Genomic DNA, 24,753 nt, shown 5'->3' on the forward strand with positions numbered 1-24,753 from the left:
CATGTTCCACGTCCCGAGCACCCCGGGCGGCGCCTCGATCCGCGCCTTCGGCGAGTACCAGCCCTCCAACGTGGTGACCAACGCCGACCTGGAGAAGCGCGTCGAGACCAGCGACGAGTGGATCCAGAGCCGCGTGGGTATCAGGGAACGCCGGATCGCCGGCCCCGACGACACCGTGGCGAGCATGGCGATCGCCGCCGGCGGCAAGGCCCTGGCCACCGGCGGGATGTCCCCCGAGGACATCGACCTGGTGATCGTCGCCACCTGCACCGTCCAGGACCAGATCCCCAACACCGCGGCCACCGTCGCCGCCGCGCTGGGCATCTCCGCCCCGGGCGCCTTCGACGTCAACGCCGCCTGCGCGGGCTTCTGCTACGCGCTGGGGCTGGCCTCCGACGCGGTTCGGGCGGGCAGCGCCCGCAACGTCCTGGTCATCGGTTCCGAGAAGCTCAGCGAGTGGGTGGACTGGGACGACCGCTCCACCTGTGTGATCTTCGCCGACGGCGCCGGCGCCGCGGTGGTCTCGGCCTCCGAGGAGCACGGGATCGGGCCGGTGGTGTGGGGCTCGTCCGGCGAGCGCGCCGACAAGATCTTCCTGCGCGAGGGCAAGTACCTCTACCAGGAGGGGCAGGCCGTCTTCCGGTGGACCACCACCGAGTTGTACAAGGTCGCCCTGGAGGCCCTGGAGCGGGCGGGCGTGGAGCCCTCCGAGCTCACCGCCTTCGTCCCCCATCAGGCCAACCTGCGGATCGTCGAGTCCATCGCCCGCAAGCTGGGCGCGCCCCGAGCACTCGTGGCCCGCGATATCGTCACCGCTGGCAACACCTCCTCCGCGTCGATCCCTCTCGCGCTCTCGCGCATGGTCGAGCGTGGAGAGCTGCCGTCGGGGAGCATCGTGCTCACCCTCGGCTTCGGCGCGGGCCTGGTCTACGCCGCTCAGGTGATTCGCGTCCCCTGACCCGAGGAAACGGGGTCCCCGTGGCGCACGGGCCCGTTCCCGACATCGAACTCGTCAAGCAAGGAGAACAAGACATGGCCACCGAATACAGCGAGCAGGACATCCTCAAGGGCCTCGGCGAGATCATCGAGGAGATCGTCGGCACCGAGGCCTCCGAGGTCACCCCGGAGAAGAACTTCGTCGACGACCTGGACATCGACTCGCTGTCCATGGTGGAGATCGCCGTCGCCGCCCAGGACAAGTTCGACGTCGAGATCCCCGACGACCAGCTCAAGGACCTCAAGACGGTCCAGGACGTCGTCACCTTCATCCAGAAGTAGCCTGTCCGGGCCGCCGCCGACCCCTACCGGGTCACGGCGGCCCCACAGCCCCGACCCGGGGCGACCTCATCCGCCACGACTCCCGGCCCCGCCCGGGAACGACCCACGAGAAGGGCGATCGGATCATGCCAAAGACCGATGTCGTCGTCACCGGCCTCGGCGCCACCACCCCCCTCGGGGGTGACGTCTCGACCACATGGTCCGCGCTCCTCGACGGCCGGTCCGGTATCAGCTCGCTGCCGGAGGAGTGGCACGAGAAGCTTCCGGTGCACTTCGCCGGGCAGATCGCGCAGGAGCCCTCCGAGAAGCTCCCGCGCCCCCGGCTGCGTCGACTCGACCGTACCCAGCAGTTCGCCCTCATCGCCGCCCAGGAGGCCTGGGACGACGCGGGCGCCCCCGAGGTGGACCCTCTGCGTCTGGGTGTGGTGGTCTCCAGCGGTATCGGTGGGATCCTCACCATCCTGGAGCAGTACGACACCTTCCGCGAGAAGGGCTGGAAGCGGGTCTCCCCGTTCACCGTGCCCATGCTCATGCCCAACAGCCCCTCGGCCGCCGTGGCCCTGGAGTTCACCGCGCGCGCCGGCGCCCACGCCCCGGTCAGCGCCTGCGCCTCCAGCGCCGAGGCCATCGGCAACGCCGTGGACATGATCCGCGCCGGGCGGGCCGACATCGTCATCGCGGGCGGCACCGAGGCGGCGATCCACCCGCTGAACATCGCCTCCTTCGCCTCCATGCGGGCGCTGTCCACGCGCAACGACGACCCGCAGACCGCGTCCCGCCCCTGGGACAAGGACCGCGACGGCTTCGTCATGGGCGAGGGCGCCGGCATCCTGGTCCTGGAGTCGGCCGAGCACGCGGCCAAGCGCGGTGCCCGCGTCTACGCGCACGCCGCCGGTGTCGGGTACACCGACGACGCGTTCGACATCGTCCAGCCCGACCCCGAGGGCGCCGGTCAGGCCCGGGCCATCACCCAGGCGCTCGCCGACGCCGACCTCAAGGCCGAGGACATCGTGCACGTCAACGCGCACGCCACGTCCACCCCGGCCGGCGACGTCGGTGAGACCCGCGCGATCCGCGCGGCCCTGGGCGACTCCGTGGCGGACCGGGTCTCGGTGACCTCCACCAAGTCCATGACCGGCCACCTGCTGGGCGGCGCGGGCGCGGTGGAGTCGATCGCCACGATCCTGGCCCTGCACGACGGTCTGATCCCGCCGACGATCAACATCTCCGAACTCGACCCCGAGGTGGTCGTGGACATCGTCCGCGACAAGCCCCGGGAGATGCCCGGCGGCGACGTGGCCGCCGTCAACGAGTCCTTCGGATTCGGTGGACACAACATCGCCCTGGCCTTCCGCCGCGCCTGACCCCGCGCGCGATCCACGGCGACCCGATGGGCGTCACCCTCACCGGTGGCGCCCATCGTCGTATCCCACCGGTCCTCCCCTCGGGCGGTGAACGGGTGTGGCCCCGCGGGCCAAGAACCGTTGAACAGCCGCGAACAGGGCTTCAGGTCGGTGCCGTCCTCGGGCCACGATGGTGGTGTGTCCACCCTGCGCAACCAGCACACACGCCCGGGGCCCGACGCCGTGGAACGCGGAGCGGGGTCCGGCCGCGGCCCTTCCTTCCGCCCCATCGTGGATCTGGACTCCGGCGCCGTCGTGGCGGTGGAGATCGTGGTCCCCGTACCGCGAGGGTTGGAACGGGCCGACGGGAGCGGGCGCGTGGCCTCGCTCTCGGCCGAATGGCTCTCCTCCCTGGTCAGATCCGGTGTCGGGGCCGAGAGTCCCCTCCCGCTGATCCTGCCGTTGCCCTCGGCGGCCCTCGCCGACCGGGCCGATCTGCCCTCCCTGGCCGAGAGCGCGTTGCGCCGGGCCGGTCGTCGTCCGCGCGACGTCACCCTGATGCTCACACCCGACCTGGTCGACCTGCCCCGTGGACGGATCCTGGCCGGGGTCGTCGGGCTGCGCGCCCGGGGGTTCCGGTGCGGTTTCGGCACCGCGATGGCTCGGCCGGATCTGGTGGTGGAGGCCGCTCCCTTCCTGATCCGGTTGGACCCGCGACTCGTGTCGGGGATCGACGGCGATCAGCGCAACGGCGGGATCGTGGAGGGGCTGACCCGGATCGGCCGCAGTGGCGGAGTGTACGCCCTGGCCGCCGAGGTGTCCCGGAGCGAGGAGGTCGTGCGTCTGCGCGCGTGCGGGGTCCGCTTGGGGAGCGGCGACTTCTTCGCCGATCCGGGTTGGCGCCCCGGCGAGAAGGTGACGCCGGTGCCCGAGCCGACGGCCGCCGCCCTGGACGACTCCGACGCCGGGCCCCGGGTCACCGAGTTCATGGTCCCCCCGGTCGACTTCGACGCCGAGTCCACCGGTGGGCAGGTGTTGGAGGCCTTCACCGGCGACACCGCGCTCAACAGCGTGGTGCTGATCGACCACCAGGACAAACCGATCGGGGTGATCGACCGGACGCGGTTCCTGCTGTCGGTGACCGGACGGTACGGCCACGCGCTGCACGCCAAGCGCCCGGCCCTGCGTCTGGCCGAGTCCCCTCGGACCGTTCCCGCCTGGACCTCGGCGATCGCCGCCCTCCGGGTGGCGGGCCAGGACCGTGAGCGTGTCTACGACGACCTGATCGTGACCAACCCCTACGGCCAGTGCCTGGGGGTCGTGCACGTCAGCGACCTCATCCAGTCCCTGTCCCGACGTTGAACGGCCGCTCCGACCCACGACCGCGCGCGGGTCCCGTGCCCGGTGGGACACGGGACCCGTCGGTCGGCCGTGGTGAGGCGTTCAGCGCAGGGGTTCGGGCCCCTTGACCCCCGAGGGGCTGATCGTGGGCCGCGCGTCCTCGACGGTGCGATCGTCCTGTCGGGGAAGGGCCTCGGCCCGCTCCAGCTCCCGGCGCAGTCGCTCGCGGGTCTCCTCGTCGTAGAGGTAGTCCAGCTCGGGGCGGCGGGGAAGCAGACCGTCTCCGGAGGAGCGGCCCATGGCGCGACGACGCAACCACGGCACCAGGTACTGGCGTGCCCAGCGGCGGTTCTCCCGACGACGCAGGATGCGCGGAAGCTGGCGGGGCGGCGTGGCCCAGGGGTCGGTCCAGGACTCGCGCGGTCCCATCGGGTGTCCGAGCAGGTCGGCGACCCGGGCGGCGACGATCTGATGGCCGGCGCCGTTGGGGTGCAGGCGGTCGTCGCCCCAGGCACGAGGGTCGTTGAGGGCGTTGAGGGCCCACAGGTCGACGATCTCGGTGCCGGTGCGTTCGGCGACCGCGCGCATGTGCATGCTGAAGACCGCGATACGCCCCCGGTACAGGCGCAGGACGGGGATCCAACCGGTGTCGTGTCCGGCCAGGATCACGACACGGATCCCCGCGTCGCGCAGACGGCGTACGCCCTGCTCGAACTGTTCGGCCAATTCGTCCAGGTCGTTGCCGGGCCGCAGGACGTCGTTGCCCCCGGCCAGCACGGTGACCAGGTCGGGCTTCCACTCCAGGGTCTGTTCGAGCTGTTCGCCGAAGATGTGGCGCATCCGCCGGCCGCGTACGCCCAGGTTCGCGTAACGGAAATCCGGGGTCAGGGTGCCGAGGTGCTCGGCGAGACGGTCCGCGAAACCCCGGTACTCGCCGCCCGGTCCGCTGTCGTCCTCCATCCCCTCGGTGAGGCTGTCGCCGATGGCGACGTAGGACCGAATGACCTGCGGTCTGTCCACGGCACCGGCAGCGGGGGGATTCATCTCAAGGTCTGTCACGTCAACCAATCATCCGGATCGACCGCCCCACGCCTGTCGAGCACCGGGGCGAGGGAGCGGAAGTCGTGGCGGGTCGCGGTCTGCCGCTGCCCCGTGCGTGTCCGAGCGCCGTCGGTCCGGGACCGGCCGTGGACACCGGAACCGAACGGCGCTCGGGCGAGGAAAGTGCCCATCCAGCATACCCTCGCTCGACATCGGCGAGCCGGATTCGTGCGTGTCGGAGACCACTGGACCGCCCTGTTCGCCCTGGTTCTCGGCACGCGCCCGTACTCGTTCCGGGCGTCGTGTCGGAGAAGCGGGGTCTCTCTGTACGGGCAACGGACGAAGGACACGTGAAGAGCCTCAGGACGCCTATGGGGTAGCTCACATACCTTTTCGACATTTCGTTGAGCTCTCATCGTGGATCCCCTCCGTCACGGAGACCGCACACCGTGGTCACGATCCATCTTCCGTCGACCGGGTCCCCCGGGACTACCCATGTGCGTCCCGGGCACGTACGATCTCGTGAAGCACTCACGGCACCGTCGACTCCGACCCGCTGTTCCCCCACGCGACCCGCTCGGAGCACTCACCGGCCCGTCCCCCCTCAGGGCTCAGGGCGCGTACTGTGGTGCATCGAACCGAAGGCCCGTGCGGTTCCTCCCCAATTCACGTGCAGACACCAGGAGGTCGAGGTCCCCAGCGGATGAACGCCGTCTCTCCGATCTGCCTCGTCGACCTCGCTCCGGCACTGCGCTGGTCGAGGTCGCCGGACGTGGCACCCCTGCTCCGACACGACCGGCTCATCGACGGTTGGTGGCGCTCCCTTCCGGTCACCCGCGTCCTGGACATCGCCGGTCCTCCCTGGTTGGCCCACGGCCTGGCCAGGCTCGCCGTCGAGCAGTGGGAGCACGTCCCCCTAGAGGAGTTCCTCCCGAGTCTGCGCAGCAGACCCGTGGACTGCTCCGAACTCTCCGAACCCGTACGCGGCGCGGTCGTGGCCACCGCCGGCGACTGGGACCACCTGATCTCCGCCACCCCTCAGGAGATCTCCGGCTGGTCTCTGGACGAATGCGGTGTCCTCGACATCGTCAGCACCGTCGCCTGGCGTGCCCTCCAACCCTGCTGTGAACTGCCGAGCGGCCCCACGCCCTCTCCCGCCCTGATGCTGGAGGCCGTGCGCACCATCTCGAACTGGCTCCCCGACACCGCGCCCGAACACGTGCGCAGCGCCCTCGACTACCTCGACGCGGCCACCGGGGCGAGCGGTGTCCCGGACTCGCCCGAGGAGGGCGCGGAGGGGTCGAACCCGCCGCAGAGCCCGGCCACCCGGGCGATCCGCACCCTTCGCGCGCTCCGGGCCCATCGCGACCAGCGCGAGCGGGAGCGGTCCCCCGAGGAGGTGTCCGGCTCCGCGGCCGAGACCATGCCCTCCTCGAGCGACACCGTTCCGCCCTCCCCGAATCGGGTCGGCGGCGGCATGGTGAGCTCGGCGGCGATGATCCCCGGCACCACCCCGGCACCCGAACCCGAGAAGCCCTCCGGTTCGGGCCTGGGCGACCTGCGCTCCCAGTTCCGCAGCTCCCTGCTCGGCCCCGGACGCACCCTGCGCCGGCCCAGCTTCGGCCCGCCCAAGGCCATGCGCGACCAGCCCGAGGAACAGCCGCCCGCACCCGTCCTGGGACGCCACCCACTGGTGGACCTGGTCGAGGAGATGGTCCGTTCCTGGCCCGAGTTGGAGCGGACGGTGGCGGCCGAACGGCTCTTCGCCACCGACCCCATCAGCATCCGCGTCCTGTCCGAGCAGATCTCGGTGGACGTCACCGAGATCCGCGGCGCCCAGCGCAAGGTGGAGGAGCGGCTGTTGCGCTGGCTCGCCTCTCCCGAGGGCGCGGCCATCACCAAACACCTGCGCGAGTTGTCCGAACAGTTGGGCGCCGCCACCACCATCGACCGGCTCATCAACGCCCACCCCGATCATCCGGTGGACGTGCCCACGCTGCACACCCCGTTGTGGCGCGTGATCATCACCCTGTTCACCGATCGGCGGATGCACAACGGGTGGCTCATCGCCGACGACCCCAACCGTCTGCGCCTTCAGACCCGTGAGCTGTTGGGGGACGCCCCCGACCTCACCGAGGCCGGTATCCGGTTGGGTCGGATCGGTGTCCGCCAACAGGAGCTGCGCGCCTGGCTGTTGAGCACGCCGGGGGTGAGCCTGCGCGAGGGCCGTGTACACGTGGACACCTCCGTGCCCGTGGAGGCCCCCGGTGGCGACCACTCCCCGGACGGGTCCGGGGCCACCACCGAGAACGGGCTGCCGATCCGCCGCCGCCCGGAGGCCCCGGCCCCCGAGCCCGCTTTCCCTCCGCCCGTACGGACCGGGCCCCCGCAAAGACCCGACCAGATCCAGGGGACGGCCCCGCCGCTGCGCGCGAACACGATGGCCCCGCCCGCTCCGGTCCCTCCGGTGGGGCTCGTCCACGACCCGCCGCCGCGCGGAGCCAGTGAACCGGCCCTGTCGGCCCGCTGTTTCCGCGCCCCGGACGGGCGTTGGTGGCACCGCATCGACATCACCGCCGATCACCTCAACGGGGCCCCGGTGGCGGTGCCCCCCGGGTACGCCACCCACCTGGGTCTCCAGCCGGGTCGTCTGCTGTGTCTGACCGCCCCGGGCGCCGATCTGTTGGTGCTGGTCTGGCGCGACCAACCGGCCTTCGACTCGTTGCGTCCGCTCCTGCGTCGGCAGGCGGCCCAGCCCGGCGACCGTATCTTCATCACGGTGACCGGGGATCGGTTGGACGCGCGCAAGCTGCCGGTGAGCGATCTGAGCGGCCACTCCCCCGCCGCCCGGGCCCTGCACCTGATCGGCTACACCGCTCCGGCGTCCACCGAGGAGGCCCTGCGCATCCTCTCCCGCCGGGTGACCGACAACGGCGACGAGTCGTTGGCCGAGCCCCGGGCGCTGCTCGACGTCCTGTCCCTGCGCGGCGACGAGGACATCGCCGGTGAGCTGCGTTCGGGCATGTTCGCCGCTCGCTAGAGCCGTCTCGTCGAAGGCCCGCGACCACGTATCGGTCGCGGGCCTTCGTCGTGCTCGCGGTGTTCACGGGCCGATTCGTCACGTTCCGGGCGTGACAGAGCACGAGGGAAGATGTAGGTTAGCCTTACCTAAGAGAGCTGAGGTGATCCTCCTGTCCCCGAACACCCTGGCCCCGTCCCCCGTCGAGCGGGCCCGTTCCGTCCTGGCCCGCCCGAACCCGGCGACCGTGACGACCTCCGAGGCGTCCCTGCACCTGACCGGCCCCGCCTGTCACACCGGCCCCGACGGCGAGGTCACCCTGCTGATCCCGGACCGGCACCGTCTCCTGGCCCTGCTCGACCCCGAGGGCCACGAGGTCACCATCGAGTTCACCGACACCGCCCCCGTCGACCTGCGCGACCGGGTCCGCTCCCTGCTCTGGATCAACGGGAACCTGCGGTTGCCCTCCGCCCGGCGGGCCCGAGACCTGGCCCTCGAGGCGGTGGAGGACGATCCCGACGAACGCCTCCTCGACCTGGGCCACGGACGCACCATGGTCGTCCTGGAGCCCCACCTGATCATGTACTCCGACAACGACGGCTGCCACCTGCTGTCCCCGGAGGAGTTCACCTCCCTGCGGGCGGACCCCTTCGACCGCTGGGAAGGGCCCTGGCTCCGCCACCTGGAGCGGGACCACGGCGACCTGCTGCACGCGGTCGTCCGCCACTGCCCGGTCCCCCTGCCCGAGGGCCGGCCACGTCCCCTGGGGGTGGACCGCTACGGGCTGCGCCTCCGCATGGAGGGGTCCGACGGCGACCACGACGTGCTGATCCCCTTCCACCGCCCGGCCCGCACCCCGCACGAGGTCGCGCACCGGGTCCACGAACTCGCCCACTCCCCCCTCTGGTGAGACCCCGGGCCCGGCGCGCTCGAACGACACGGACGCCCATCGGCATCGCCCTCAGACCGCGTAGAAGCCCTCCGTGAGTCCGACGGCCGCGAAGAGACCCCAGCTCGTGACCTGGTAGAGGGACATCGCCACGACCTGCGCGATCAGCAGGCGACGGCGCATCACGCTCGCACGGCGCGTGCACACCAGAACGAAGTGGGTGACACCGACCGGCGTCATCAGCAGCCACACCGTGGGCCACAGCCAGAAGAAGACCCACGGACCCCACCAGGCGGGGTGGTCCTGGGAGACGAGGAACAGGGAGCCCTGGGTCACCAGGACGACGCCCAGCGAGGCGAGGGCGAACAGCACCCACACGGGGATCCACCAGGCGGAGGTCGATCGTCGAACGGAGGCGCCGGACACGGCGACGGAGGGGGCCATGGCGATATCCTGCCCCACCCCCTCGCGGCCCCGGGGCGCGGGGCCTCATGAGGAACGACGGCGGGCCGGGACCTCATGAGGTCCCGGCCCGTTCGCACGTCGGATCGGATCAGACGTTGAAGCCCAGCATGCGCAGCTGGTCCCGACCGTCGTCGGTGATCTTGTCCGGACCCCACGGCGGCATCCAGACCCAGTTGATCTTGACGTCGCGCTCGAACTCGTCCAGGGCGCTGTTGGCCTGGTCCTCGATCACGTCCGTCAGCGGGCAGGCCGCGCTGGTCAGGGTCATGTCCAGGGTGATCGAGGAGTCGTCCGCGTTCACCCCGTACAGCAGACCCAGGTCCACGATGTTCACCCCGAGCTCGGGGTCGATGACGTCCTTGAGCGCCTCTTCGATCTCCTCGGCCAGCTTCTCCTGTTCAGGAGAGAGCGGAGCGGCCTCGGGCTTCTCGGCGGTCTCGGTCGTCGTGCTCTCGTTCTCGCTCATTCAGGCGCCTTCCTTCTCCAAGGACTGCGAGACCGCGTCCTTCCAGGCCATCCACCCCAGCAGGGCGCACTTGATCCGGGCCGGGTACTTGGACACGCCGACGAACGCCACCGCGTCCTCCAGCACGTCCTCGTCGGGTTCACCCTTGCCCTTGGACTGCATCATCTCGGTGAACGCGTTCAGGGTCTCCATCCCCTCGGCCACCGACCGGCCGATCAGCAGGTCGGTGAGCACCGAGGTGCTGGCCTGACTGATCGAGCAGCCCATCCCCTCATAGGAGACGTCGCTGACGATCGCCTTCTCGTCCAGACCGGTCGCCCCGGAGGCGGGCGTCAACGCCACCCGCAGCGTCACCTCGTCCCCACAGGTGGGGTTGATGTGGTGCGCCTCGGCGTCGTGCGGATCCCGCAGCCCTTTGTGATGCGGGTTCCGATAGTGGTCCAGGATGATCTCCTGGTACATCGCGTCCAACTGCATGATCAGGCAGAATCCTCGATTACTAGGCCCGGGTCCCGAAGAACCTCTGGGCGGCCCGGATCGCCTCCGCGAGCGCGTCCACGTCCTCCATCGTGTTGTAGAGGTAGAAGGACGCGCGCGTGGTCGCGACGATGCCGAGCTTACGGTGCAGCGGCCAGGCACAGTGGTGGCCCACCCGCACCTCGACCCCCCTGTCGTCCAGGACCTGGCCCAGGTCGTGCGGGTGGATGTCCTCCACCGCGAACGACACCGCGCCGCCCCGGTCGGCGATCTCGTTCGGCCCCACGATGCTCGCGCCCTCGATCGCCCCGATCTGCTTCAGGGCGTATTCGGTGAGCGCGCGCTCGTGATCGGCGACCAGATCCATACCCACCTTGGACAGGTAGTCACAGGCCGCGGCCAGACCGACGGCCTGCGGGGCCATCGGCACACCGGCCTCGAAACGCTGAGGCGGTTCCGCCCAGGTCGAGTGGTCCATGTGCACCACTCCGATCATCGAGCCGCCGCTGATGAACGGAGGCATCGCCTCCAGCAGCTCGCGCCGTCCCCACAGGACACCGATCCCGTTGGGGCCGAGCATCTTGTGACCGGAGAAGGCGAGGAAGTCCACGTCCAGGGCGGCCACGTCGACCGGCATGTGCGGCACCGACTGGCAGGCGTCCAGCAGCACCAGCGCGCCGACCTCGCGGGCCCGCGCCGTGATCGGGGCGACCGGGTTCACGGTGCCGAGCACGTTGGACTGGTGCGCGAAGGCCACCATCCTGGTGCGCTCGTTGACGATCTCGTTCAGGTCCGACAGGTCCAGGCGACCCTCGTCGGTCACCGGGAACCAGCGCAGGGTCGCGCCGGTGCGCTGACAGAGCTGCTGCCAGGGCACCAGGTTGGCGTGGTGCTCCATCTCGGTGACGACGATCTCGTCGCCCGGGCCCACCTTCAGCCGTCGCAGCCCGTCCTCGGCGGTGGCCGCGTTGCTCATGGCGTAGGCCACCAGGTTGATCGCCTCGGTGGCGTTCTTGGTGAACACCACCTCGCCCGAGTCGGCACCGATGAAGGACGCGATGGTCTCACGGGCCGACTCGTAGGCGTCGGTGGCCTCCTCCGCGAGCTGGTGCGCGCCCCGGTGCACCGCCGCGTTGTGGCGTTCGTAGAACTCACGCTCGGCGTCCAGCACCTGACGGGGCTTCTGCGAGGTAGCCCCGGAGTCGAGGTACACCAACGGGCGCCCGTCACGGACGGTCCGGGACAGGATCGGAAAGTCCTCCCGGATCGCCGCGACGTCGAGCCGTCCCAGCTCGCGATCACTCATGTGTTACGCGCCCGCCTTCACGAACCGCTCGTAACCCTCGGACTCCAGCGCGGCGGCCAGCTCGGGGCCACCGGACTCGGCGATGCGACCCTCCGCGAAGACGTGCACGAAGTCGGGCTTCACGTAGTTGAGGATGCGGGTGTAGTGCGTGATGAGCATGACGCCCATGTCGTTGGCCGCCTGGGCGCGGTTGATGCCCTCGGAGACGATCTTGAGCGCGTCGACGTCCAGGCCGGAGTCGGTCTCGTCCAGGATCGCGACCTTCGGCTTGAGCAGCTCGAGCTGAAGGATCTCGTGACGCTTCTTCTCACCACCGGAGAAGCCCTCGTTGACGCCGCGGGCGGCGAAGGAGGAGTCGATGGACAGGTCCTTCATCGCGCCCTGGAGCTCCTTGGAGAACTGCCGGAGCTTGGGGGCCTCGCCGCGCACCGCGCTGACGGAGCTGCGCAGGAAGTTGGACATGGAGACGCCCGGGACCTCGACCGGGTACTGCATCGCCAGGAACACGCCGGCGCGCGCCCGCTCGTCGACCTCCATCTCCAGGACGTTCTCACCGTCGAGGAGGACCTCGCCCTCGGTGATCTCGTAACGGGGGTGGCCCGCGATCGCGTAGGCGAGGGTGGACTTGCCGGAGCCGTTGGGGCCCATGATGGCGTGGGTCTCACCGGAGTTGATGGTGAGGTCGACGCCCTTGAGGATCTCCTGCCGCTCGTCCTCGCTGATGAGGACGTCGGCACGCAGACCGCGGATTTCGAACTTCGTCATTTCAAGCCTCAGGAATTCTTCTCATCCAGCGAGACGAGCACGTCATCGCCGTCGATCTTCACGTCGTAGGTGGGAACCGGCCGGGTCGCGGGCGGGTTGATCGGCGCCCCCGACTTCAGGTCGAAGCAGGAACCGTGCAGCCAGCACTCGATGGTCCCGTCCTCGACCTCGCCCTCCGAGAGGCGGACCTCGGCGTGCGAGCACACGTCGCGCAGCGCGTAGATCTCACCCTCGGTGCGCACCAGCGCGATGGGCGTCTCGTCGTCGGTCTCGATCCCCAGGACACCTTCCTCGGGGATCTCGTCGAGCTCGGCGACCTTGGTCCAGCCGTCGGTCTCACTCATGTGCGGCAAGCTTTCGCTCGACCTTCTCCATGACGTGATCGCGCAGGTCCTCGTCGTCGATCCGGTTGACGATGTCCAGGAAGTAGCCCCGGATGATCAGACGCCGGGCCTCCTCGGCGGGGATGCCGCGCGAGCACAGGTAGAAGAGGTGGATGTCGTCCAGCCGACCGCTGGCGCTGGCGTGTCCGGCCCCCTGCACCTCACCGGTGAAGATCTCCAGGTTCGGCACGGAGTCGACACGGGTGTCGTCGGTGAGCTGGAGGTTCCGGTTGTGCTCGTAGGAGTCGGTGCCCTCGGTGCCCTCGCCGATGATCACGTCACCGATCCAGACCGTGTGGGCCCCGGCGCCGCTGAGCGCGCCCTTGTAGTCCACGCGGGACCGGGTGTGGGACAGGTTGTGGTCGATCAGCGAGCGGTGCTCGTGGTGCTGGTCGTCCCCGGCGAAGTAGAGCCCGTAGAGCTCGGCGTTGCCGCCGCGGCCCTCGTAGGAGACGCGCGGGGAGAGACGGATCAGGTCGCCGCCCAGGGTGATGACGACCGACTTGAAGCTGGCGTCCTTGCCGATCCGCGCGTTGTGCTGACCGACCTCGACGGCGTCGTCGTCCTGCTCCTGGAGGTTGACCAGGGTGAGCCTGGCGCCCTCACCGACGTGGATGTCGAGGGTGCCCGCCCGCACACCGGTGCCGGTGGCGGTCATGATGATCGTGGCCTCGGCCATCGGCTGGACGTCGATCACCATCTGCTCGAAGGCGGTGCCGCCCAGACCCTTGCGGTCGATCGTGATCGCCTTGTCGGCGACCAGCGAGCGCGGCACGGTGACGACGGTGGCCTGCTCGAAGGAGCTGTAGGCCTGCGCGATCACGCGGTCGACGGGCAGACCCGCCTTGCCCAGACGCTCGTCGTCACGGCCGACCTTCTCGACGGTGACGCCCTCGGGGGCGTCGATGACGAGCTCGTCGGTGCCGTCGGCGGTCCCCTTCCAGTCGTGCAGACCCTTGAGGCGGCGCAGCGGGGTGAAGCGCCACTCCTCCTCGCGCCCGTTCGGGACGGGGAAGTCGTTCACGTCGCTGGAGCCGTGCGTGTCGAGCTTGGAGACCGGGATCTGTCCCAGGCCGTGGCTGTGCGCCTTGGGCTCCGTGTTCGTGGTCGTCAACTCAACCCACCGATCCTTCCATCTGGAGCTCGATCAGACGGTTCAGCTCCAGCGCGTATTCCATCGGGAGCTCCCGGGCGATGGGCTCCACGAATCCTCGAACGACCATGGCCATGGCCTCTTCCTCGCCCATCCCCCGGCTCATCAGGTAGAAGAGCTGGTCCTCGCTGACCTTGGAGACGGTGGCCTCGTGCGCGAGCTCGACGTCGTCCTCGCGCAGGTCGTTGTAGGGGTAGGTGTCGGAACGGCTGATCGTGTCGATCAGCAGGGCGTCGCACTCCACCGAGGACTTGGCGAGGTGCGCCCCCTCCTGGACCTGGATCAGGCCGCGGTAGGAGGAGCGACCGCCACCGCGCGCCACCGACTTGGAGACGACCTTGGAGGAGGTGTTGGGCGCGCAGTGCACCATCTTGGCGCCGGTGTCCTGGTGCTGACCCTCGCCCGCGAACGCGATCGAGAGGGTCTCGCCCTTGGCGTGCTCGCCCATCAGGTACACGGCCGGGTACTTCATGGTGACCTGGGAGCCGATGTTGCCGTCGACCCACTCCATGGTCGCGCCCTCTTCGGCGATGGCGCGCTTGGTGACCAGGTTGAAGACGTTGTTCGACCAGTTCTGGATGGTCGTGTAACGGCAGCGGGCGTTCTTCTTGACGATGATCTCGACGACCGCGGAGTGCAGCGAGTCCGACTTGTAGATCGGCGCGGTGCAGCCCTCGACGTAGTGGACGTAGGCGCCCTCGTCGACGATGATCAGCGTCCGCTCGAACTGACCCATGTTCTCGGTGTTGATCCGGAAGTAGGCCTGGAGCGGGATCTCCACGTGCACGTTCTTGGGCACGTAGATGAACGAGCCACCGCTCCACACCGCCGTGTTGAGCGCGGCGAACTTGTTGTCGCCGGCCGGGATCACGGAGCCGAAGTACTCCTCGAAGATCTCCGGGTGCTCCTTGAGCGCGGTGTCGGTGTCCAGGAAGATGACACCCTGCTCCTCCAGGTCCTCGCGGATCTGGTGGTAGACGACCTCGGACTCGTACTGAGCGGCGACACCGGCGACCAGACGCTGCTTCTCCGCCTCGGGGATGCCCAGCTTGTCGTAGGTGTTCTTGATGTCCTCGGGCAGGTCCTCCCAGGAGGTGGCCTGCTTCTCCGTGGACCGCACGAAGTACTTGATGTTGTCGAAGTCGATCTTGGACAGGTCCGCGCCCCAGTCGGGCATCGGCTTCTTGTCGAAGAGCCGGAGCGACTTCAGACGGAGCTTGGTCATCCACTCCGGCTCGCTCTTCTTGTCCGAGATGTCCCGGACGACCTCCTCGTTCAGACCACGACGGGCCGTGGCCCCGGCCTCGTCGGAGTCGGCCCAGCCGTACTCATATGTTCCGAGCCCTTCGAGCTCGGGGTGCGCGACAGAAGTCATGCGCGGACTCCTCCTGGACTCAGACGTCCTTGTGGTGTTGCGATCCTCCGCTCGCCGTACGGCGAGCGGTGTTGGTCGCGGGGACGTGGTGCTCCCCGCCGTCGCCGTCTCCCCGGGGGGTGACGTGTGTGGTGCACACACCGTCGCCATGGGCGATGGTGGCCAACCTGCGCACCGGGGTGCCCAGAAGCCGCGCGAAGGCCTCGATCTCGGCCTCGCAGAGCTGCGGGAACTCGGCGGCCACGTGCGCGACGGGGCAGTGGTGTTGGCACAATTGGTCGCCGCCTCCGGGGGCCGGAGCCCGGCCGGCGGTGGCGGCGTAGCCGTCGTTGGAGAGCGCCTCGGCCAGTAGCAGGACACGTCGCTCCGGGGGAACCGCGTCCAGCATGGGCTTGTAGCGCCGCTCCAGGTCGGCGACCTGACTCTGGGCGAACTCCCCGACCGCCTCGGGTCCGGCGGTCCTCGCGAGGAAACGCAGGGCCTCGGTGGCCAGGTCGTCGTAGGCGTGCACGAAGGCGTCGCGTCCGGCCTCGGTGATGGCGAAGACGCGGGCGGGGCGCCCTCTGCGTCGACGTCCGTGCACCGGTCGGGCGTCACGGGCCTCGATCATGCCCTCGCCGGCCAGGTGGTCGAGATGGCGGCGGATCGCCGCCGGGGTCAGACCGAGCCGCTCGCCCAGGGCGGACGCGGTGATCGGACCCTTCTCCAGAATGAGCCGGGCGACGCGGGCGCGGGTACCGTGGTCGGGCCCGTTCAAGGGACGGGGGGCATGGCGTGCCTCGGACATGCTCCTCCCCCCTCGTTCGCTACCGGCTCGTGGTTTTGACAACATCAGTGTGGCTTAAATAAGTCCACCGAGGCAAACCCGATACGATGCGCTTCATCACGAAGGTCAGGCTTGCCTAAGCTGGAGATTCGCTCGAGCCGACCGCCCGGAGCCCTCTCACGAGCGGTTTCCTCCGCACGCGCTTTCTCGAATGACAAGACTCGAGTCTCGCCATTCGAGCGAATTTTTCTCAGGGGACACCGTGTCGACTCCGCGGGGACCAGGGGAAACGGGTCAACGGATGTGAACAACGGGAAAGCGGGCGGAGCCATTCCCCCGGAACCCGATCTCGTCCGCCCCACGATCCCCCGAGCCCCGGATCACGCCTCTCCCCCTCCGGGCGGGGTGGTGAAGCCCGGCACCGGGACGCACGTAAACTCAGGCCCCATGGACACACCCGCCCTCGAGGTCGTCGACCTGGTGAAGCGTTATGGCGCCACCACGGCCGTCACGGGCCTCTCGTTCACCGCGCGCCGCGGCGCGGTGACCGCCCTGCTCGGCCCCAACGGAGCGGGCAAGACCAGCACCATCGAGATCTGCGAGGGTTTCCGTCATGCCGACGGGGGCAGCGTGCGGGTCCTCGGTCGGGATCCGGTGGCCGACGCCGCCGAGCTCAAGCCCCGCGTCGGTGTGATGCCGCAGTCCGGCGGAGTGCCCACCGGCGCCAGGGCCGCCGAATGGCTCCGCCTCATGGCCTCCTTCCACGCCCACCCGATCGACCCCGACCTGCTCCTGGAGCGGTTGGGGCTGACCTCGGCCGGTCGTACCCCGTTCCGCCGCCTCTCCGGCGGCCAACAGCAACGCCTCTCCCTGGCCTGCGCCGTCGTCGGCCGCCCCGAGATCGTCTTCCTCGACGAGCCGACCGCCGGTCTGGACCCGCAGGCGCGCATGGCCACCTGGGACCTGGTCTCGGCCCTGCGCGCGGCCGGTGTCGCGGTCATCCTGACCACGCACCACATGGAGGAGGCCGAGCGTCTCGCCGACCACGTCGTGATCATCGACCACGGCTCCGTGGTGACCGAGGGGACCCCGGCCGAGCTCACCCGCGGCCGACGCGACGTGTGCTTCTCCACCGAGACCCCGATCGACTCCGAGGCCCTGCGCGCCGCCCTGCCCGATGGCGGCGAGGTGACGTCGATCGTCGCCGGCGGCCGTCACGAGTACACCGTCGCCACGCACGCCGCCGAGGCCCCCGGGCCGGAGTTCCTCGCCACGGTCGCCGCCTGGTGCGCCTCCGCCGGCGTCCTCGCCGAGGACCTGCGTGTACGACGGCGTACCCTCGAAGACGTCTTCCTCGAAACCACCGGCCGGGAACTGCGCGACTGATGACCGAGCACACCTATGGCACGGCCGCTCCGACGGCCTCCGACACACCGACCCTCGCCTCCGACCCCGGATTGTTCACCCCGAACCCCGGGGCCGCGCCGATGTGGCGGATGGTCGCCGCCCAGGCCGGGATGGAACTGCGGGTGATGCTGCGCCACGGCGAGCAGTTCCTGCTCACCATGGTCATCCCCGTGCTGTTGCTGGTGGGTCTGAGCCTCACCGACGTCCTGAACGTGGGCGAGGGGCCCCGGGTCGACACGCTCGCCCCCGGCATCCTGGCCCTGGCCGTCATGTCCACCTCCTTCACCGGGCTGGCGATCGGCACCGGCTTCGAACGGCGCTACGGGGTCCTCAAGCGATTGGGGGCCACCCCCCTGTCGCGGTTCGGCCTGCTGGCCGCCAAGACCCTGGCCGTGCTGGCCGTGCAGACCATCCAGATCACCGTCCTGACCGTGGTCGCGCTGTTCCTGGGCTGGTCCCCCGCGCTCTCCCTCACCGGGGTGCTCTCCGCCGTCGCCCTGGTGCTCCTGGCCACCGCCGCCTTCAGCTCGCTCGCGCTGCTGATGGCCGGAACACTGCGGGCCGAGGCGACCCTGGCCGGCGCCAACCTCGTGTACGTGCTGATGCTGGGGCTGGGCGGCGTCCTGTTCCCGACCACCGGCTTCCCCGCCGTGATGGAGCGGGCCGTGTCCGTCCTGCCGATCACCGCGCTCGCCTCGGGGCTGCGCGACGTGCTCTCCCACGGGGCGGCCCCCGGGCTCGGCGTCTTCGCGGTCCTGGCCGTGTGGACCGTCGTGGGCGGCCTGGCCGCCTCCCGCCTCTTCCGCTGGGAGTAGGCCCGGCACCGGCCCGTACCGCGCCACGGCCGTAGTCTGTCGGCCATGACGATCGACATCGACACCGTGACCAAGATCCTCCGTGAGACCGCGGAGACGGTGGTCCTCCCCCGGTTCCGTCGACTGGCCGAGGGCGAGGTGTCCGAGAAGGCGCCCGGCGACCTGGTCACCGTGGCCGACCAAGAGGCCGAGGAGATCATCTCCCGCAGGCTGCGCGAGATCCTCGACGTGCCGGTGGTGGGCGAGGAGGCCGCCTCCTCCGACCCCGGCCTGACGCGGGCCCTGCTCGCCGAACCCCGGGTCTGGGTGGTCGACCCCCTGGACGGGACCCGCAACTTCGTCCACGGCGACGAGAGGTTCGCCGTCATGGTCGCGCTGGTCTACCGGGGTCGGTCGATCGTCTCCTGGATCCTGCGCCCGACCCTGGACCGTGTCCACGTCGCCGAGCTCGGCTCGGGGGCCTGGTGCGACGGGCGCAGAGTCCGACGCGAACCCGCGCCCGCCGACCCCGCTCTTCTGCGCGGGGCGGCGCGGGGCCGTTCCCTGTCGACCGCCGAACGCGCGCACGTGGAGGGGTCCGCGCCCGCCCTCGCCGGGCTCGAGCGGGGATCCGGCTGCGTCGGCGTGGACTACCCCCGTCTGGCCGAGGGCGGGCTGGACTTCATGCTGTTCTCCGGGACCCGGCCCTGGGACCACGCCCCCGGAAGCCTGCTGTTGACCGAGGCCGGCGGGGTCTGTCTCCGTCCCGAAGGAGAGCCCTACCGGCCCGACGGCGAGGGTCGTCTCCTGCTCACCGCCGCCGACGAGCGGACGTGGCGGACGGTACGGCCCATGATGATCCCCTGAGGGGGCGTACGCGCCTCCGAGGGATCGAGAACGGCAGGACGACCACCGCCACCACGACCAGGACCCCGCCCGCCGCCGTGTAGGCCGTACTCGGCGGGACCAGGGTGAGGAGCGCGCCGATCGCGGCCCCGCCGGCCGAGGACCCCGCGTTATGGGCGGTGTTCACCCAGTTCCCCGCACGCGTCCGGCGGTCCGCCGCCACCGACTCGTCGGCGAGCAGATAGGAGGTAGTGATCAGGGGCGCTCCGACGACACCGACCACGAAGAGCAACGCGGTCAGGGCTGCCACGCCGGGCGCGAACGTCGCGGCGGCCACTCCCCCGCCCAGGGCCAGAGAGATCAGGACGAGCCTGGTCCGGGAACCGGCCCGCCAGGAGACGGCCCCGTAGAGAAGGCCGCCGATCACCCCGCCGGCGGTCTGGAGGGCCTCCAGGAACACGACGGTCTCGACCCGCCCGTGCTGCTCGGCGAAGGCGACGTTGATCAGCGCCGTCGCCCCCAGAGCGATACCGGCCGCCCCGGACAGGGCGACCGCCGTGAGAAGGCCGCCGCGGGCGACGGGACGCGGCGTCACGTCCGTATCCAGGGCCGGGGCCGACGACCTCTCCGGGGACCTTCGGGACAGCGAACGCGCCACCGGAGAGGTGACCAGCCCCCACGTTCCGGTCGACACCAGCAGAGCGCCGACCACCAGACCGATCGGGGGCGGCCACCACGGCAGAAGGGCTCCGAGCAGGAGCGGACCGCCCAGGAAGATAAGCTCCTCCACCACCGTGTCGAGGCTGTAGGCACGTTGGAGCAGGGCCCGCTCGGCGATCAGGTGGCTCCACAGGCTCCGGGTGACCGGCCCCAATGGCGGCGCGCAGGCCCCGGCCACCGCCGCGAGCGCCACGAGCACGCCGGGGCCCGTTCCCTCGCTCCAGGTGGTCACGGCCAGACCGAGCAGGGTCAGGGCGAACAGGGCCGCCATCGGTGGCAGGGCGGCGCACGGGCCGTGGCGGTCGATGAGACGGGCGCGCAGCGGGGACAGGGCGGCGACGGTCGCGCCGAAGACCCCGACGACCACCCCCACGTAGGCGTAGGAGCCGGTGGCGTGGACGACGGACAGGACCAGGGCGAGCGAGACGAGGCCGTAGGACGATCGGCCCACAAGGGCGGGGATCAGGAGACGGCAAGCCCCCGTGACACGCAGGACGGCACGGTAGGAGGGGCCCGGGACAGGCGAGGACATGGTGTTCTCCGTGGAGAGGCGGCGCGCGGGCGCCGCGGAGGTGCGTGGACGCCGAAGGGCCGCGACACGGTGTCGCGGCGGGGCGTCGATCTACGCACAGAGGGAGAACACGGTCCGGACTCTAACACGGTCCCCTGGAGGGGTCAGCCGACCGGGACCAAACGCCACTGCTGGTGCGGATGGCCCTCGTCCTCGGCCGGGGTGAGGAGCGTCCGGTTCTCCTCCTCACCGTCCTGGTTCCCCAGGGCCTGCCCGTCGGCCCGGTTGACCAGCCGGACCACGCCGTCGCCCACCTCGATCACCCGCCACTGCTGTTCGGGGGCGCCGGTGCGGCTGAGCAGCGAGGCCCCCTCACCGGTCTCGGGATCGGGGGTCGCGGGGAACTCCAACAGCTTGCCGCTGGCCACGCCGAGGATCTCGTAGAAGCCGTCGTCGACCGGGACGAAGCGCCACTGCTGATGCTCATCGTCGTGGCGGTCCCACAGGTGGACGTGCGCGCCGTTGTCCTGCGCCGCGCCCGCGACGTCCACGGCCCGCCCTCCGTGCACGCTGAGCAGGGCGTAGGAGACCTCGGGGTCGATCCCGGCGGGGTGGGTCTCCTCCTCGGGCTCCTCCTCCGGTTCCTCGGCTTCGTCAGGGGCGCCCTCGGGCTGGACGAGGATGCCCGAGACCACGGACATCTCCTCGACCTGGGCGCGGTTCTCGGAGACGAACACACCGGCGGTGTAGCCGCCGAGACCGGCGAGCAGAAGCAGGGCGGTCGCCCCGGCCAGAACCGGCCACCGGGGCGGTTCCCGGTCCTGGAGGTCGTCCGGGCGGGCGCTGCTTCGGGACATGGCGGGGCTCTCCTGCGGGCGGGGACGTTCCTTCGGGATGAAACCGAACCATTTCACACCACATCCCCCACCTCACGCACGTTCGGGGGCCACGATCGATCGTGGATAGGGTGATCGCCCATGGAGAGCATCGGAGTGCCCTGGTTCATCGTGGTCCGCTATCTGGGCCCTCCCCTGTTCCTGGTACTGGTGGGCGGCGTCCTCCTGTGGTGGCGTCGTCCCGCGCGGGCGTGGTTGGCCTGGACGGCCCTCGTCGTGAACCTGTTCGCGGCGGCGCTGCCGTTCCTCTGGCTCGGGTTCCAGGCCCTCTTCGGGCGGGGGGACCTGACGGTGATCGGCCTGGTCATGACCCTGTTGCAGCCCGCGCTGGTGGCGTCGGCCTGGTGTCTGCTCCTGCTGGCGCTGGTGTGGGAACCGCGCGTACCGGCGCCCGCTCCCGTCGAAAGGGACCCGGGGGAGGCCGACCGGACACCGGAAAACGTAGGATGATCCATTATGCGTTCTCGGACCGAAGCGACGGCCGCCCCCACCCGCGGTAACCTGCTGGACTCCCTGCCCCCGGTCTGGCTGGTACTGGTCGGCATCGTCTCGGTCCAGACCGGCGCCGGGGTGGCCAAGAACCTGTTCGACGCGCTGCCACCGGCAGCCGTGGTGTGGCTGCGTCTGCTCACCTCGGCGATCCTCCTGGTCCTCGTCGCCCGGCCGGTGCTGCGCGCACGCACCCGGGCCGACTGGATGGTGGTCGTCGGCTACGGCGTGGCCCTGGCCGCCATGAACTTCTTCATCTACCAGGCCTTCGCCCGCATCCCCCTGGGTATCGCGGTCACCATCGAGTACCTGGGGCCGCTGCTGATCGCCATCGTGGGCTCGCGGCGCCGTGTCGACCTGGTGTGGGCGGGGATGGCCGGGCTCGGCGTCGCCGCCCTCGGCGTGGAGTTCCGTTCCCTCGACCCGCTGGGCGTGCTGTTCGCGGTACTGGCCGCGGTGGCCTGGGCCGGCTACATCCTGCTCAGCGCCGCGACCGGACGTCGCTTCGACGGCACCTCCGGTCTGGCCATCGCCAGCGTGGTGGGGGTCCTGGTCATGGCCCCCGCGGGGATCGCCGAGGGAGGCGCCGCCCTGCTCGACTGGCGTCTGCTGTTGTTCGGTCTGGCCGTCGGAGTGCTCTCCTCCGTGGTCCCCTACACCCTCGAACTGAACGCCCTGCGCCGTATGCCGCCCCGCGTGTTCGGCGTGCTGATGAGTCTGCAACCGGCCGCCGCCGCGTTGGTGGGTCTGCTCCTGCTCGGCGAACTGCTGACCGTGTGGCAGTGGGCCGCGGTCGCCTGTGTGATCATCGCGAGCGCCGGTTCGACCCGGACCTCCTCCCGTGAGGCCGCCAAGGCCTCGTCCGGCACGGAGGGGGAGGTCCGCCGCGACGATCCGTAGGGCCGGGGAAGGCAAGGGCGTGGGCAATGCCCGACCACGGGTCCGGCCCTACGACCATCGATTCGGCAGAACACCTTCATGTTCAGGGCAAACCACGAGTGCGGAGCGTTTCCGCTTCGAGGCCGGCGGTAATTGTTGCCGGTGGGTAGGCCGACCCGTTCCTGCACCCGCATTCGAAGGGGAACACCCATGCGTATCGTCGCCAAGCTCGCCCTGACCGCTTTCTTCGCGGCGGGACTCCTCGGTATGGGCGCCGGCGCCGCCTCGGCCGGTGGCCACAACTCCGAGGTCTATCAGGCATGTATCGATGAGCAGAACGCTCTGGGGCTGATCAACCTGGACCTCAACCTGCTCAGCCAGTGCATCGCCAACTACAACGCTTGACGCACCTTCGATAGATCGGTGCCCGGAGCCGCCCCTCACCTTGCGGGGGCGGCTCCTCCCATGTTCTCTCCCCCTTCTCCCCCGCGCCCTCGACACGGCCGGCACGGCCGCGCGGACCTCAGGCCCGTGAGGGCTCCGGAGCGCGCCCGCCCGCACCACGGGTCGGGGTCTGAGAACGGTGGGAGTATCCCCGTTCGGCTCCAAGGCCGAAGTAGTGACGGAAGCTGTAGATCAAGGGGTTCCAGCTCGCGGGATCGATGTGATGCGTTCCCGGTACGATGACGCCCTTCTCCGCGTGGACGCGCACCACCCGGGCCTCGACGATGACGTGCTCGCCGGAGTCGTCCGCCCGCACGTGCCGGACCTTCGTCTCGAGTTGCAAGGGGCACTGGGCCACCCGAGGCGGACCGACCAGGACCGATCCCGTCGCCGTCAGGCCCGCCGCGCCGAACTTGTCGGCCTCGAAACGGCACCCCGGCGGTTTCCCCTCCGGAACGGGATCCCGTCCGGTCAGCGGAGCCAGACGCTCCACACGTTCCCACAGGTCCGCGGAGGGCATGTTCACCACCATCTCGGGGCGCTCCTCGAGGTTGCGGGCGGTCTGTCCGGTCGCGCCGAGCCCCACGACGAGAAGCATGCCCAGGGCCCACAGCGAGGAGATGGGCGCCAGGTTCGGCGTCCCATCCTCGTTCAGCGTGGACACGAGGGCCACGGGGGTGCCGAAGTAGAGGACGCGGGGTTCGATTTCGCGGTGGGATCCGGGATCGACCGATGGGTTCCGGTGCGTGTCGGTGGTCATGGACGGTGACGTTAACGACCGGACGTTTCGGCGCGGACCGAAACGTCGATGGGGACAATGGGCCCATGGAAACCGAGCGTGTCGCCCCCGGGCTGGCGAAGATCGCGGCTCTGCTGGCAGATCCGACCAGAGCCGGGTTCTGTCTGGCCCTGTTGGACGGACGGGCCTGGACCGCGGGAGAGCTGGCGCGCCACGTCGGAGTGGCGGCCTCCACGACGACCGGGCACCTGAACGCCTTGGTGGCGGGCGGACTCCTGGTCCAGGAACGGCAAGGGCGCCATCGTTACGTTCGCCTGGCCTCGCCCGAGATCGCCGAACTGGTCGAACGCCTCGCCGCGTTGGGGCCGGAGGCGGCTCCTCCGTCACCCTCGCTGAGGGCACGCTCTCGCGGGCGTCATCTGGCTCTGGCCCGGACCTGTTACGACCACTTGGCCGGTCGACTGGGCGTACTGATCACCGAGGCGATGATCGAGCGGGGCCTGTTGTCCGAGGGGCGGGGGCTGGCGTTGACCCCGGCCGGGGAGGAGTGGAGCGCGGAGCTGGGGCTGGCGACCGCACCCGGCGCCCGTCGTCCGGCGGTGCGTGCCTGCCTGGACTGGACGGAACGCCGTTTCCACCTCGCCGGCGCCCTGGCGGCCGCGTTCTGCTCCCACGCGTTCTCGTCCGGATGGATCGTCCGCACCGGCGTACCCCGTGCCGTCATGGTGACCCCGGAGGGTTCGGAGGCCTTCGGAACCCTGTTCGGCCTCTCCTCCGACGCGCTGAGCGCCCCGGAGGGGACGGCTTGAGCCGGGAACGGTCGTCGCGACCGGCCGGACCGGGAGACGAGAAGGGGTCCTCGGCCGTCGGCCGGTGAACGTCTCCTTCCGGGGGATCCGGTGGAGAGACCGCCTCACGCGCGGATCACGAACATCCCCGACGGCTCGTCCGCTCGGAGCCC

The 24,753-nt window shown here is 70.3% G+C and carries 26 protein-coding genes; 13 read left to right on the forward strand and 13 right to left on the reverse strand.

What is annotated here, in order from left to right:
• Position 1 precedes the first annotated feature (1 nt).
• The 4 genes from D451_RS0117420 to D451_RS0117435 all read left to right on the forward strand — a co-directional run bounded on the left by D451_RS0117420 (position 2) and on the right by D451_RS0117435 (position 3,983).
• On the forward strand, positions 2-958 hold the full coding sequence (locus D451_RS0117420) for a beta-ketoacyl-ACP synthase III (RefSeq protein WP_017535390.1): 957 nt from the start codon (positions 2-4) through the stop codon (positions 956-958).
• 74 nt (positions 959-1,032) lie between these two features.
• Positions 1,033-1,278 carry an acyl carrier protein gene (locus D451_RS0117425; RefSeq protein ID WP_026125152.1) on the forward strand — a complete coding sequence of 82 codons (246 nt, stop codon included), beginning with the start codon at positions 1,033-1,035 and terminating at the stop codon, positions 1,276-1,278.
• Between the two features lie 125 nt (positions 1,279-1,403).
• The gene (fabF, locus tag D451_RS0117430) at positions 1,404-2,642 is read left to right on the forward strand and encodes a beta-ketoacyl-ACP synthase II (RefSeq protein WP_014908356.1); all 1,239 of its coding nucleotides are present in this window, start codon (positions 1,404-1,406) and stop codon (positions 2,640-2,642) included.
• A 177-nt stretch (positions 2,643-2,819) separates the two neighbouring features.
• Entirely contained in the window at positions 2,820-3,983 is a 1,164-nt protein-coding gene (locus D451_RS0117435; protein WP_036568310.1) for an EAL domain-containing protein, read from the forward strand.
• 81 nt (positions 3,984-4,064) lie between these two features.
• Here D451_RS0117435 and D451_RS0117440 read toward each other — a convergent pair whose 3' ends face one another.
• A complete protein-coding gene (locus tag D451_RS0117440; RefSeq protein ID WP_051067474.1) occupies positions 4,065-5,006 on the reverse strand; it encodes an SGNH/GDSL hydrolase family protein in 942 nt (313 codons plus the stop codon).
• Positions 5,007-5,706: 700 nt separating this feature from the next.
• On the opposite strand from D451_RS0117440, the gene D451_RS0117450 reads away from it, so the two are divergent.
• Positions 5,707-8,043 (forward strand): hypothetical protein, encoded by a 2,337-nt coding sequence (locus tag D451_RS0117450; RefSeq protein WP_017535394.1) that lies wholly within the window; start codon positions 5,707-5,709, stop codon positions 8,041-8,043.
• A gap of 142 nt (positions 8,044-8,185) precedes the next feature.
• Entirely contained in the window at positions 8,186-8,932 is a 747-nt protein-coding gene (locus D451_RS0117455) for a DUF2470 domain-containing protein (RefSeq protein ID WP_017535395.1), read from the forward strand.
• 51 nt (positions 8,933-8,983) lie between these two features.
• Here D451_RS0117455 and D451_RS0117460 read toward each other — a convergent pair whose 3' ends face one another.
• From D451_RS0117460 to D451_RS0117500, 9 genes are all read right to left on the reverse strand, one after another.
• A complete protein-coding gene (locus D451_RS0117460) occupies positions 8,984-9,355 on the reverse strand; it encodes a hypothetical protein (protein ID WP_017535396.1) in 372 nt (123 codons plus the stop codon).
• A 109-nt stretch (positions 9,356-9,464) separates the two neighbouring features.
• Positions 9,465-9,842, reverse strand: coding sequence for a metal-sulfur cluster assembly factor (locus D451_RS0117465; RefSeq protein WP_014910639.1), 378 nt, complete (start codon positions 9,840-9,842; stop codon positions 9,465-9,467).
• A complete protein-coding gene (gene sufU / locus D451_RS0117470; protein WP_014910223.1) occupies positions 9,843-10,319 on the reverse strand; it encodes a Fe-S cluster assembly sulfur transfer protein SufU in 477 nt (158 codons plus the stop codon).
• A gap of 22 nt (positions 10,320-10,341) precedes the next feature.
• Positions 10,342-11,625, reverse strand: a complete 1,284-nt coding sequence (locus D451_RS0117475; protein ID WP_014910315.1) for a cysteine desulfurase — start codon at positions 11,623-11,625, stop codon at positions 10,342-10,344.
• Between the two features lie 3 nt (positions 11,626-11,628).
• Positions 11,629-12,390, reverse strand: a complete 762-nt coding sequence (gene sufC / locus D451_RS0117480) for a Fe-S cluster assembly ATPase SufC (RefSeq protein WP_014912613.1) — start codon at positions 12,388-12,390, stop codon at positions 11,629-11,631.
• A gap of 8 nt (positions 12,391-12,398) precedes the next feature.
• Positions 12,399-12,734: a non-heme iron oxygenase ferredoxin subunit gene (locus tag D451_RS0117485; protein ID WP_014911922.1), complete on the reverse strand. Its 336-nt coding sequence runs from the start codon at positions 12,732-12,734 to the stop codon at positions 12,399-12,401.
• Complete coding sequence (sufD, locus tag D451_RS0117490) at positions 12,727-13,887, reverse strand: Fe-S cluster assembly protein SufD (protein ID WP_014909925.1); 1,161 nt, start codon at positions 13,885-13,887, stop codon at positions 12,727-12,729. Before sufD ends, D451_RS0117485 begins: the two co-directional genes overlap by 8 nt.
• Before the next feature lies 1 nt (position 13,888).
• Positions 13,889-15,301: a Fe-S cluster assembly protein SufB gene (sufB, locus tag D451_RS0117495; protein ID WP_014912019.1), complete on the reverse strand. Its 1,413-nt coding sequence runs from the start codon at positions 15,299-15,301 to the stop codon at positions 13,889-13,891.
• Positions 15,302-15,320: 19 nt separating this feature from the next.
• Positions 15,321-16,088, reverse strand: coding sequence for a helix-turn-helix transcriptional regulator (locus tag D451_RS0117500; protein WP_014910548.1), 768 nt, complete (start codon positions 16,086-16,088; stop codon positions 15,321-15,323).
• Positions 16,089-16,514: 426 nt separating this feature from the next.
• Between D451_RS0117500 and D451_RS0117505 the strand changes: the two genes are divergently transcribed.
• The 3 genes from D451_RS0117505 to D451_RS0117515 are packed head-to-tail and all read left to right on the forward strand — an operon-like array spanning position 16,515 to position 19,135.
• Complete coding sequence (locus D451_RS0117505) at positions 16,515-17,453, forward strand: ABC transporter ATP-binding protein (protein WP_017535397.1); 939 nt, start codon at positions 16,515-16,517, stop codon at positions 17,451-17,453.
• Entirely contained in the window at positions 17,453-18,289 is an 837-nt protein-coding gene (locus D451_RS0117510; protein WP_017535398.1) for an ABC transporter permease, read from the forward strand. Before D451_RS0117505 ends, D451_RS0117510 begins: the two co-directional genes overlap by 1 nt.
• Before the next feature lie 45 nt (positions 18,290-18,334).
• A complete protein-coding gene (locus tag D451_RS0117515) occupies positions 18,335-19,135 on the forward strand; it encodes an inositol monophosphatase family protein (RefSeq protein WP_017535399.1) in 801 nt (266 codons plus the stop codon).
• Here D451_RS0117515 and D451_RS0117520 read toward each other — a convergent pair.
• Both D451_RS0117520 and D451_RS0117525 read right to left on the reverse strand, forming a co-directional pair.
• Entirely contained in the window at positions 19,080-20,366 is a 1,287-nt protein-coding gene (locus tag D451_RS0117520) for an MFS transporter (RefSeq protein ID WP_017535400.1), read from the reverse strand. The two genes, D451_RS0117515 and D451_RS0117520, sit on opposite strands and share 56 nt — an antisense overlap.
• Before the next feature lie 143 nt (positions 20,367-20,509).
• Entirely contained in the window at positions 20,510-21,202 is a 693-nt protein-coding gene (locus D451_RS0117525; RefSeq protein ID WP_026125154.1) for an RICIN domain-containing protein, read from the reverse strand.
• Positions 21,203-21,322: 120 nt separating this feature from the next.
• Here D451_RS0117525 and D451_RS0117530 point away from each other — a divergent pair, with 120 nt between their 5' ends.
• The 3 genes from D451_RS0117530 (at position 21,323) to D451_RS0117540 (ending at position 23,014) form a co-directional block, all read left to right on the forward strand.
• On the forward strand, positions 21,323-21,691 hold the full coding sequence (locus D451_RS0117530) for a hypothetical protein (protein ID WP_017535402.1): 369 nt from the start codon (positions 21,323-21,325) through the stop codon (positions 21,689-21,691).
• Positions 21,692-21,697: 6 nt separating this feature from the next.
• Positions 21,698-22,630, forward strand: a complete 933-nt coding sequence (locus D451_RS0117535; protein WP_017535403.1) for an EamA family transporter — start codon at positions 21,698-21,700, stop codon at positions 22,628-22,630.
• Positions 22,631-22,819: 189 nt separating this feature from the next.
• Positions 22,820-23,014 carry a hypothetical protein gene (locus D451_RS0117540; RefSeq protein WP_014912625.1) on the forward strand — a complete coding sequence of 65 codons (195 nt, stop codon included), beginning with the start codon at positions 22,820-22,822 and terminating at the stop codon, positions 23,012-23,014.
• Between the two features lie 118 nt (positions 23,015-23,132).
• Here D451_RS0117540 and D451_RS0117545 read toward each other — a convergent pair whose 3' ends face one another.
• Positions 23,133-23,813, reverse strand: a complete 681-nt coding sequence (locus D451_RS0117545) for a flavin reductase family protein (RefSeq protein WP_017535404.1) — start codon at positions 23,811-23,813, stop codon at positions 23,133-23,135.
• Between the two features lie 65 nt (positions 23,814-23,878).
• On the opposite strand from D451_RS0117545, the gene D451_RS0117550 reads away from it, so the two are divergent.
• Positions 23,879-24,601 (forward strand): ArsR/SmtB family transcription factor, encoded by a 723-nt coding sequence (locus tag D451_RS0117550; protein WP_017535405.1) that lies wholly within the window; start codon positions 23,879-23,881, stop codon positions 24,599-24,601.
• The last annotated feature ends 152 nt before the right edge of the window (positions 24,602-24,753 follow it).

The organism is Nocardiopsis alba DSM 43377 (assembly GCF_000341225.1).
In the GTDB taxonomy this organism is placed as follows: Bacteria; Actinomycetota; Actinomycetes; order Streptosporangiales; family Streptosporangiaceae; genus Nocardiopsis; species Nocardiopsis alba.

Bases quoted from the DNA above. Each gene is read 5' to 3' on its own strand.
- D451_RS0117420 (WP_017535390.1), top strand. From the start codon at position 2: ATGTTCCACGTCCCGAGCACCCCGGGCGGCGCCTCGATCCGCGCCTTC.
- D451_RS0117425 (WP_026125152.1), top strand. From the start codon at position 1,033: ATGGCCACCGAATACAGCGAGCAGGACATCCTCAAGGGCCTCGGCGAG.
- fabF (WP_014908356.1), top strand. From the start codon at position 1,404: ATGCCAAAGACCGATGTCGTCGTCACCGGCCTCGGCGCCACCACCCCC.
- D451_RS0117440 (WP_051067474.1), bottom strand. From the start codon at position 5,006: ATGAATCCCCCCGCTGCCGGTGCCGTGGACAGACCGCAGGTCATTCGG.
- D451_RS0117450 (WP_017535394.1), top strand. From the start codon at position 5,707: ATGAACGCCGTCTCTCCGATCTGCCTCGTCGACCTCGCTCCGGCACTG.
- D451_RS0117460 (WP_017535396.1), bottom strand. From the start codon at position 9,355: ATGGCCCCCTCCGTCGCCGTGTCCGGCGCCTCCGTTCGACGATCGACC.
- D451_RS0117465 (WP_014910639.1), bottom strand. From the start codon at position 9,842: ATGAGCGAGAACGAGAGCACGACGACCGAGACCGCCGAGAAGCCCGAG.
- sufU (WP_014910223.1), bottom strand. From the start codon at position 10,319: ATGCAGTTGGACGCGATGTACCAGGAGATCATCCTGGACCACTATCGG.
- D451_RS0117475 (WP_014910315.1), bottom strand. From the start codon at position 11,625: ATGAGTGATCGCGAGCTGGGACGGCTCGACGTCGCGGCGATCCGGGAG.
- sufC (WP_014912613.1), bottom strand. From the start codon at position 12,390: ATGACGAAGTTCGAAATCCGCGGTCTGCGTGCCGACGTCCTCATCAGC.
- D451_RS0117485 (WP_014911922.1), bottom strand. From the start codon at position 12,734: ATGAGTGAGACCGACGGCTGGACCAAGGTCGCCGAGCTCGACGAGATC.
- sufB (WP_014912019.1), bottom strand. From the start codon at position 15,301: ATGACTTCTGTCGCGCACCCCGAGCTCGAAGGGCTCGGAACATATGAG.
- D451_RS0117500 (WP_014910548.1), bottom strand. From the start codon at position 16,088: ATGTCCGAGGCACGCCATGCCCCCCGTCCCTTGAACGGGCCCGACCAC.
- D451_RS0117505 (WP_017535397.1), top strand. From the start codon at position 16,515: ATGGACACACCCGCCCTCGAGGTCGTCGACCTGGTGAAGCGTTATGGC.
- D451_RS0117510 (WP_017535398.1), top strand. From the start codon at position 17,453: ATGACCGAGCACACCTATGGCACGGCCGCTCCGACGGCCTCCGACACA.
- D451_RS0117515 (WP_017535399.1), top strand. From the start codon at position 18,335: ATGACGATCGACATCGACACCGTGACCAAGATCCTCCGTGAGACCGCG.
- D451_RS0117520 (WP_017535400.1), bottom strand. From the start codon at position 20,366: ATGTCCTCGCCTGTCCCGGGCCCCTCCTACCGTGCCGTCCTGCGTGTC.
- D451_RS0117525 (WP_026125154.1), bottom strand. From the start codon at position 21,202: ATGTCCCGAAGCAGCGCCCGCCCGGACGACCTCCAGGACCGGGAACCG.
- D451_RS0117530 (WP_017535402.1), top strand. From the start codon at position 21,323: ATGGAGAGCATCGGAGTGCCCTGGTTCATCGTGGTCCGCTATCTGGGC.
- D451_RS0117535 (WP_017535403.1), top strand. From the start codon at position 21,698: ATGCGTTCTCGGACCGAAGCGACGGCCGCCCCCACCCGCGGTAACCTG.
- D451_RS0117540 (WP_014912625.1), top strand. From the start codon at position 22,820: ATGCGTATCGTCGCCAAGCTCGCCCTGACCGCTTTCTTCGCGGCGGGA.
- D451_RS0117545 (WP_017535404.1), bottom strand. From the start codon at position 23,813: ATGACCACCGACACGCACCGGAACCCATCGGTCGATCCCGGATCCCAC.
- D451_RS0117550 (WP_017535405.1), top strand. From the start codon at position 23,879: ATGGAAACCGAGCGTGTCGCCCCCGGGCTGGCGAAGATCGCGGCTCTG.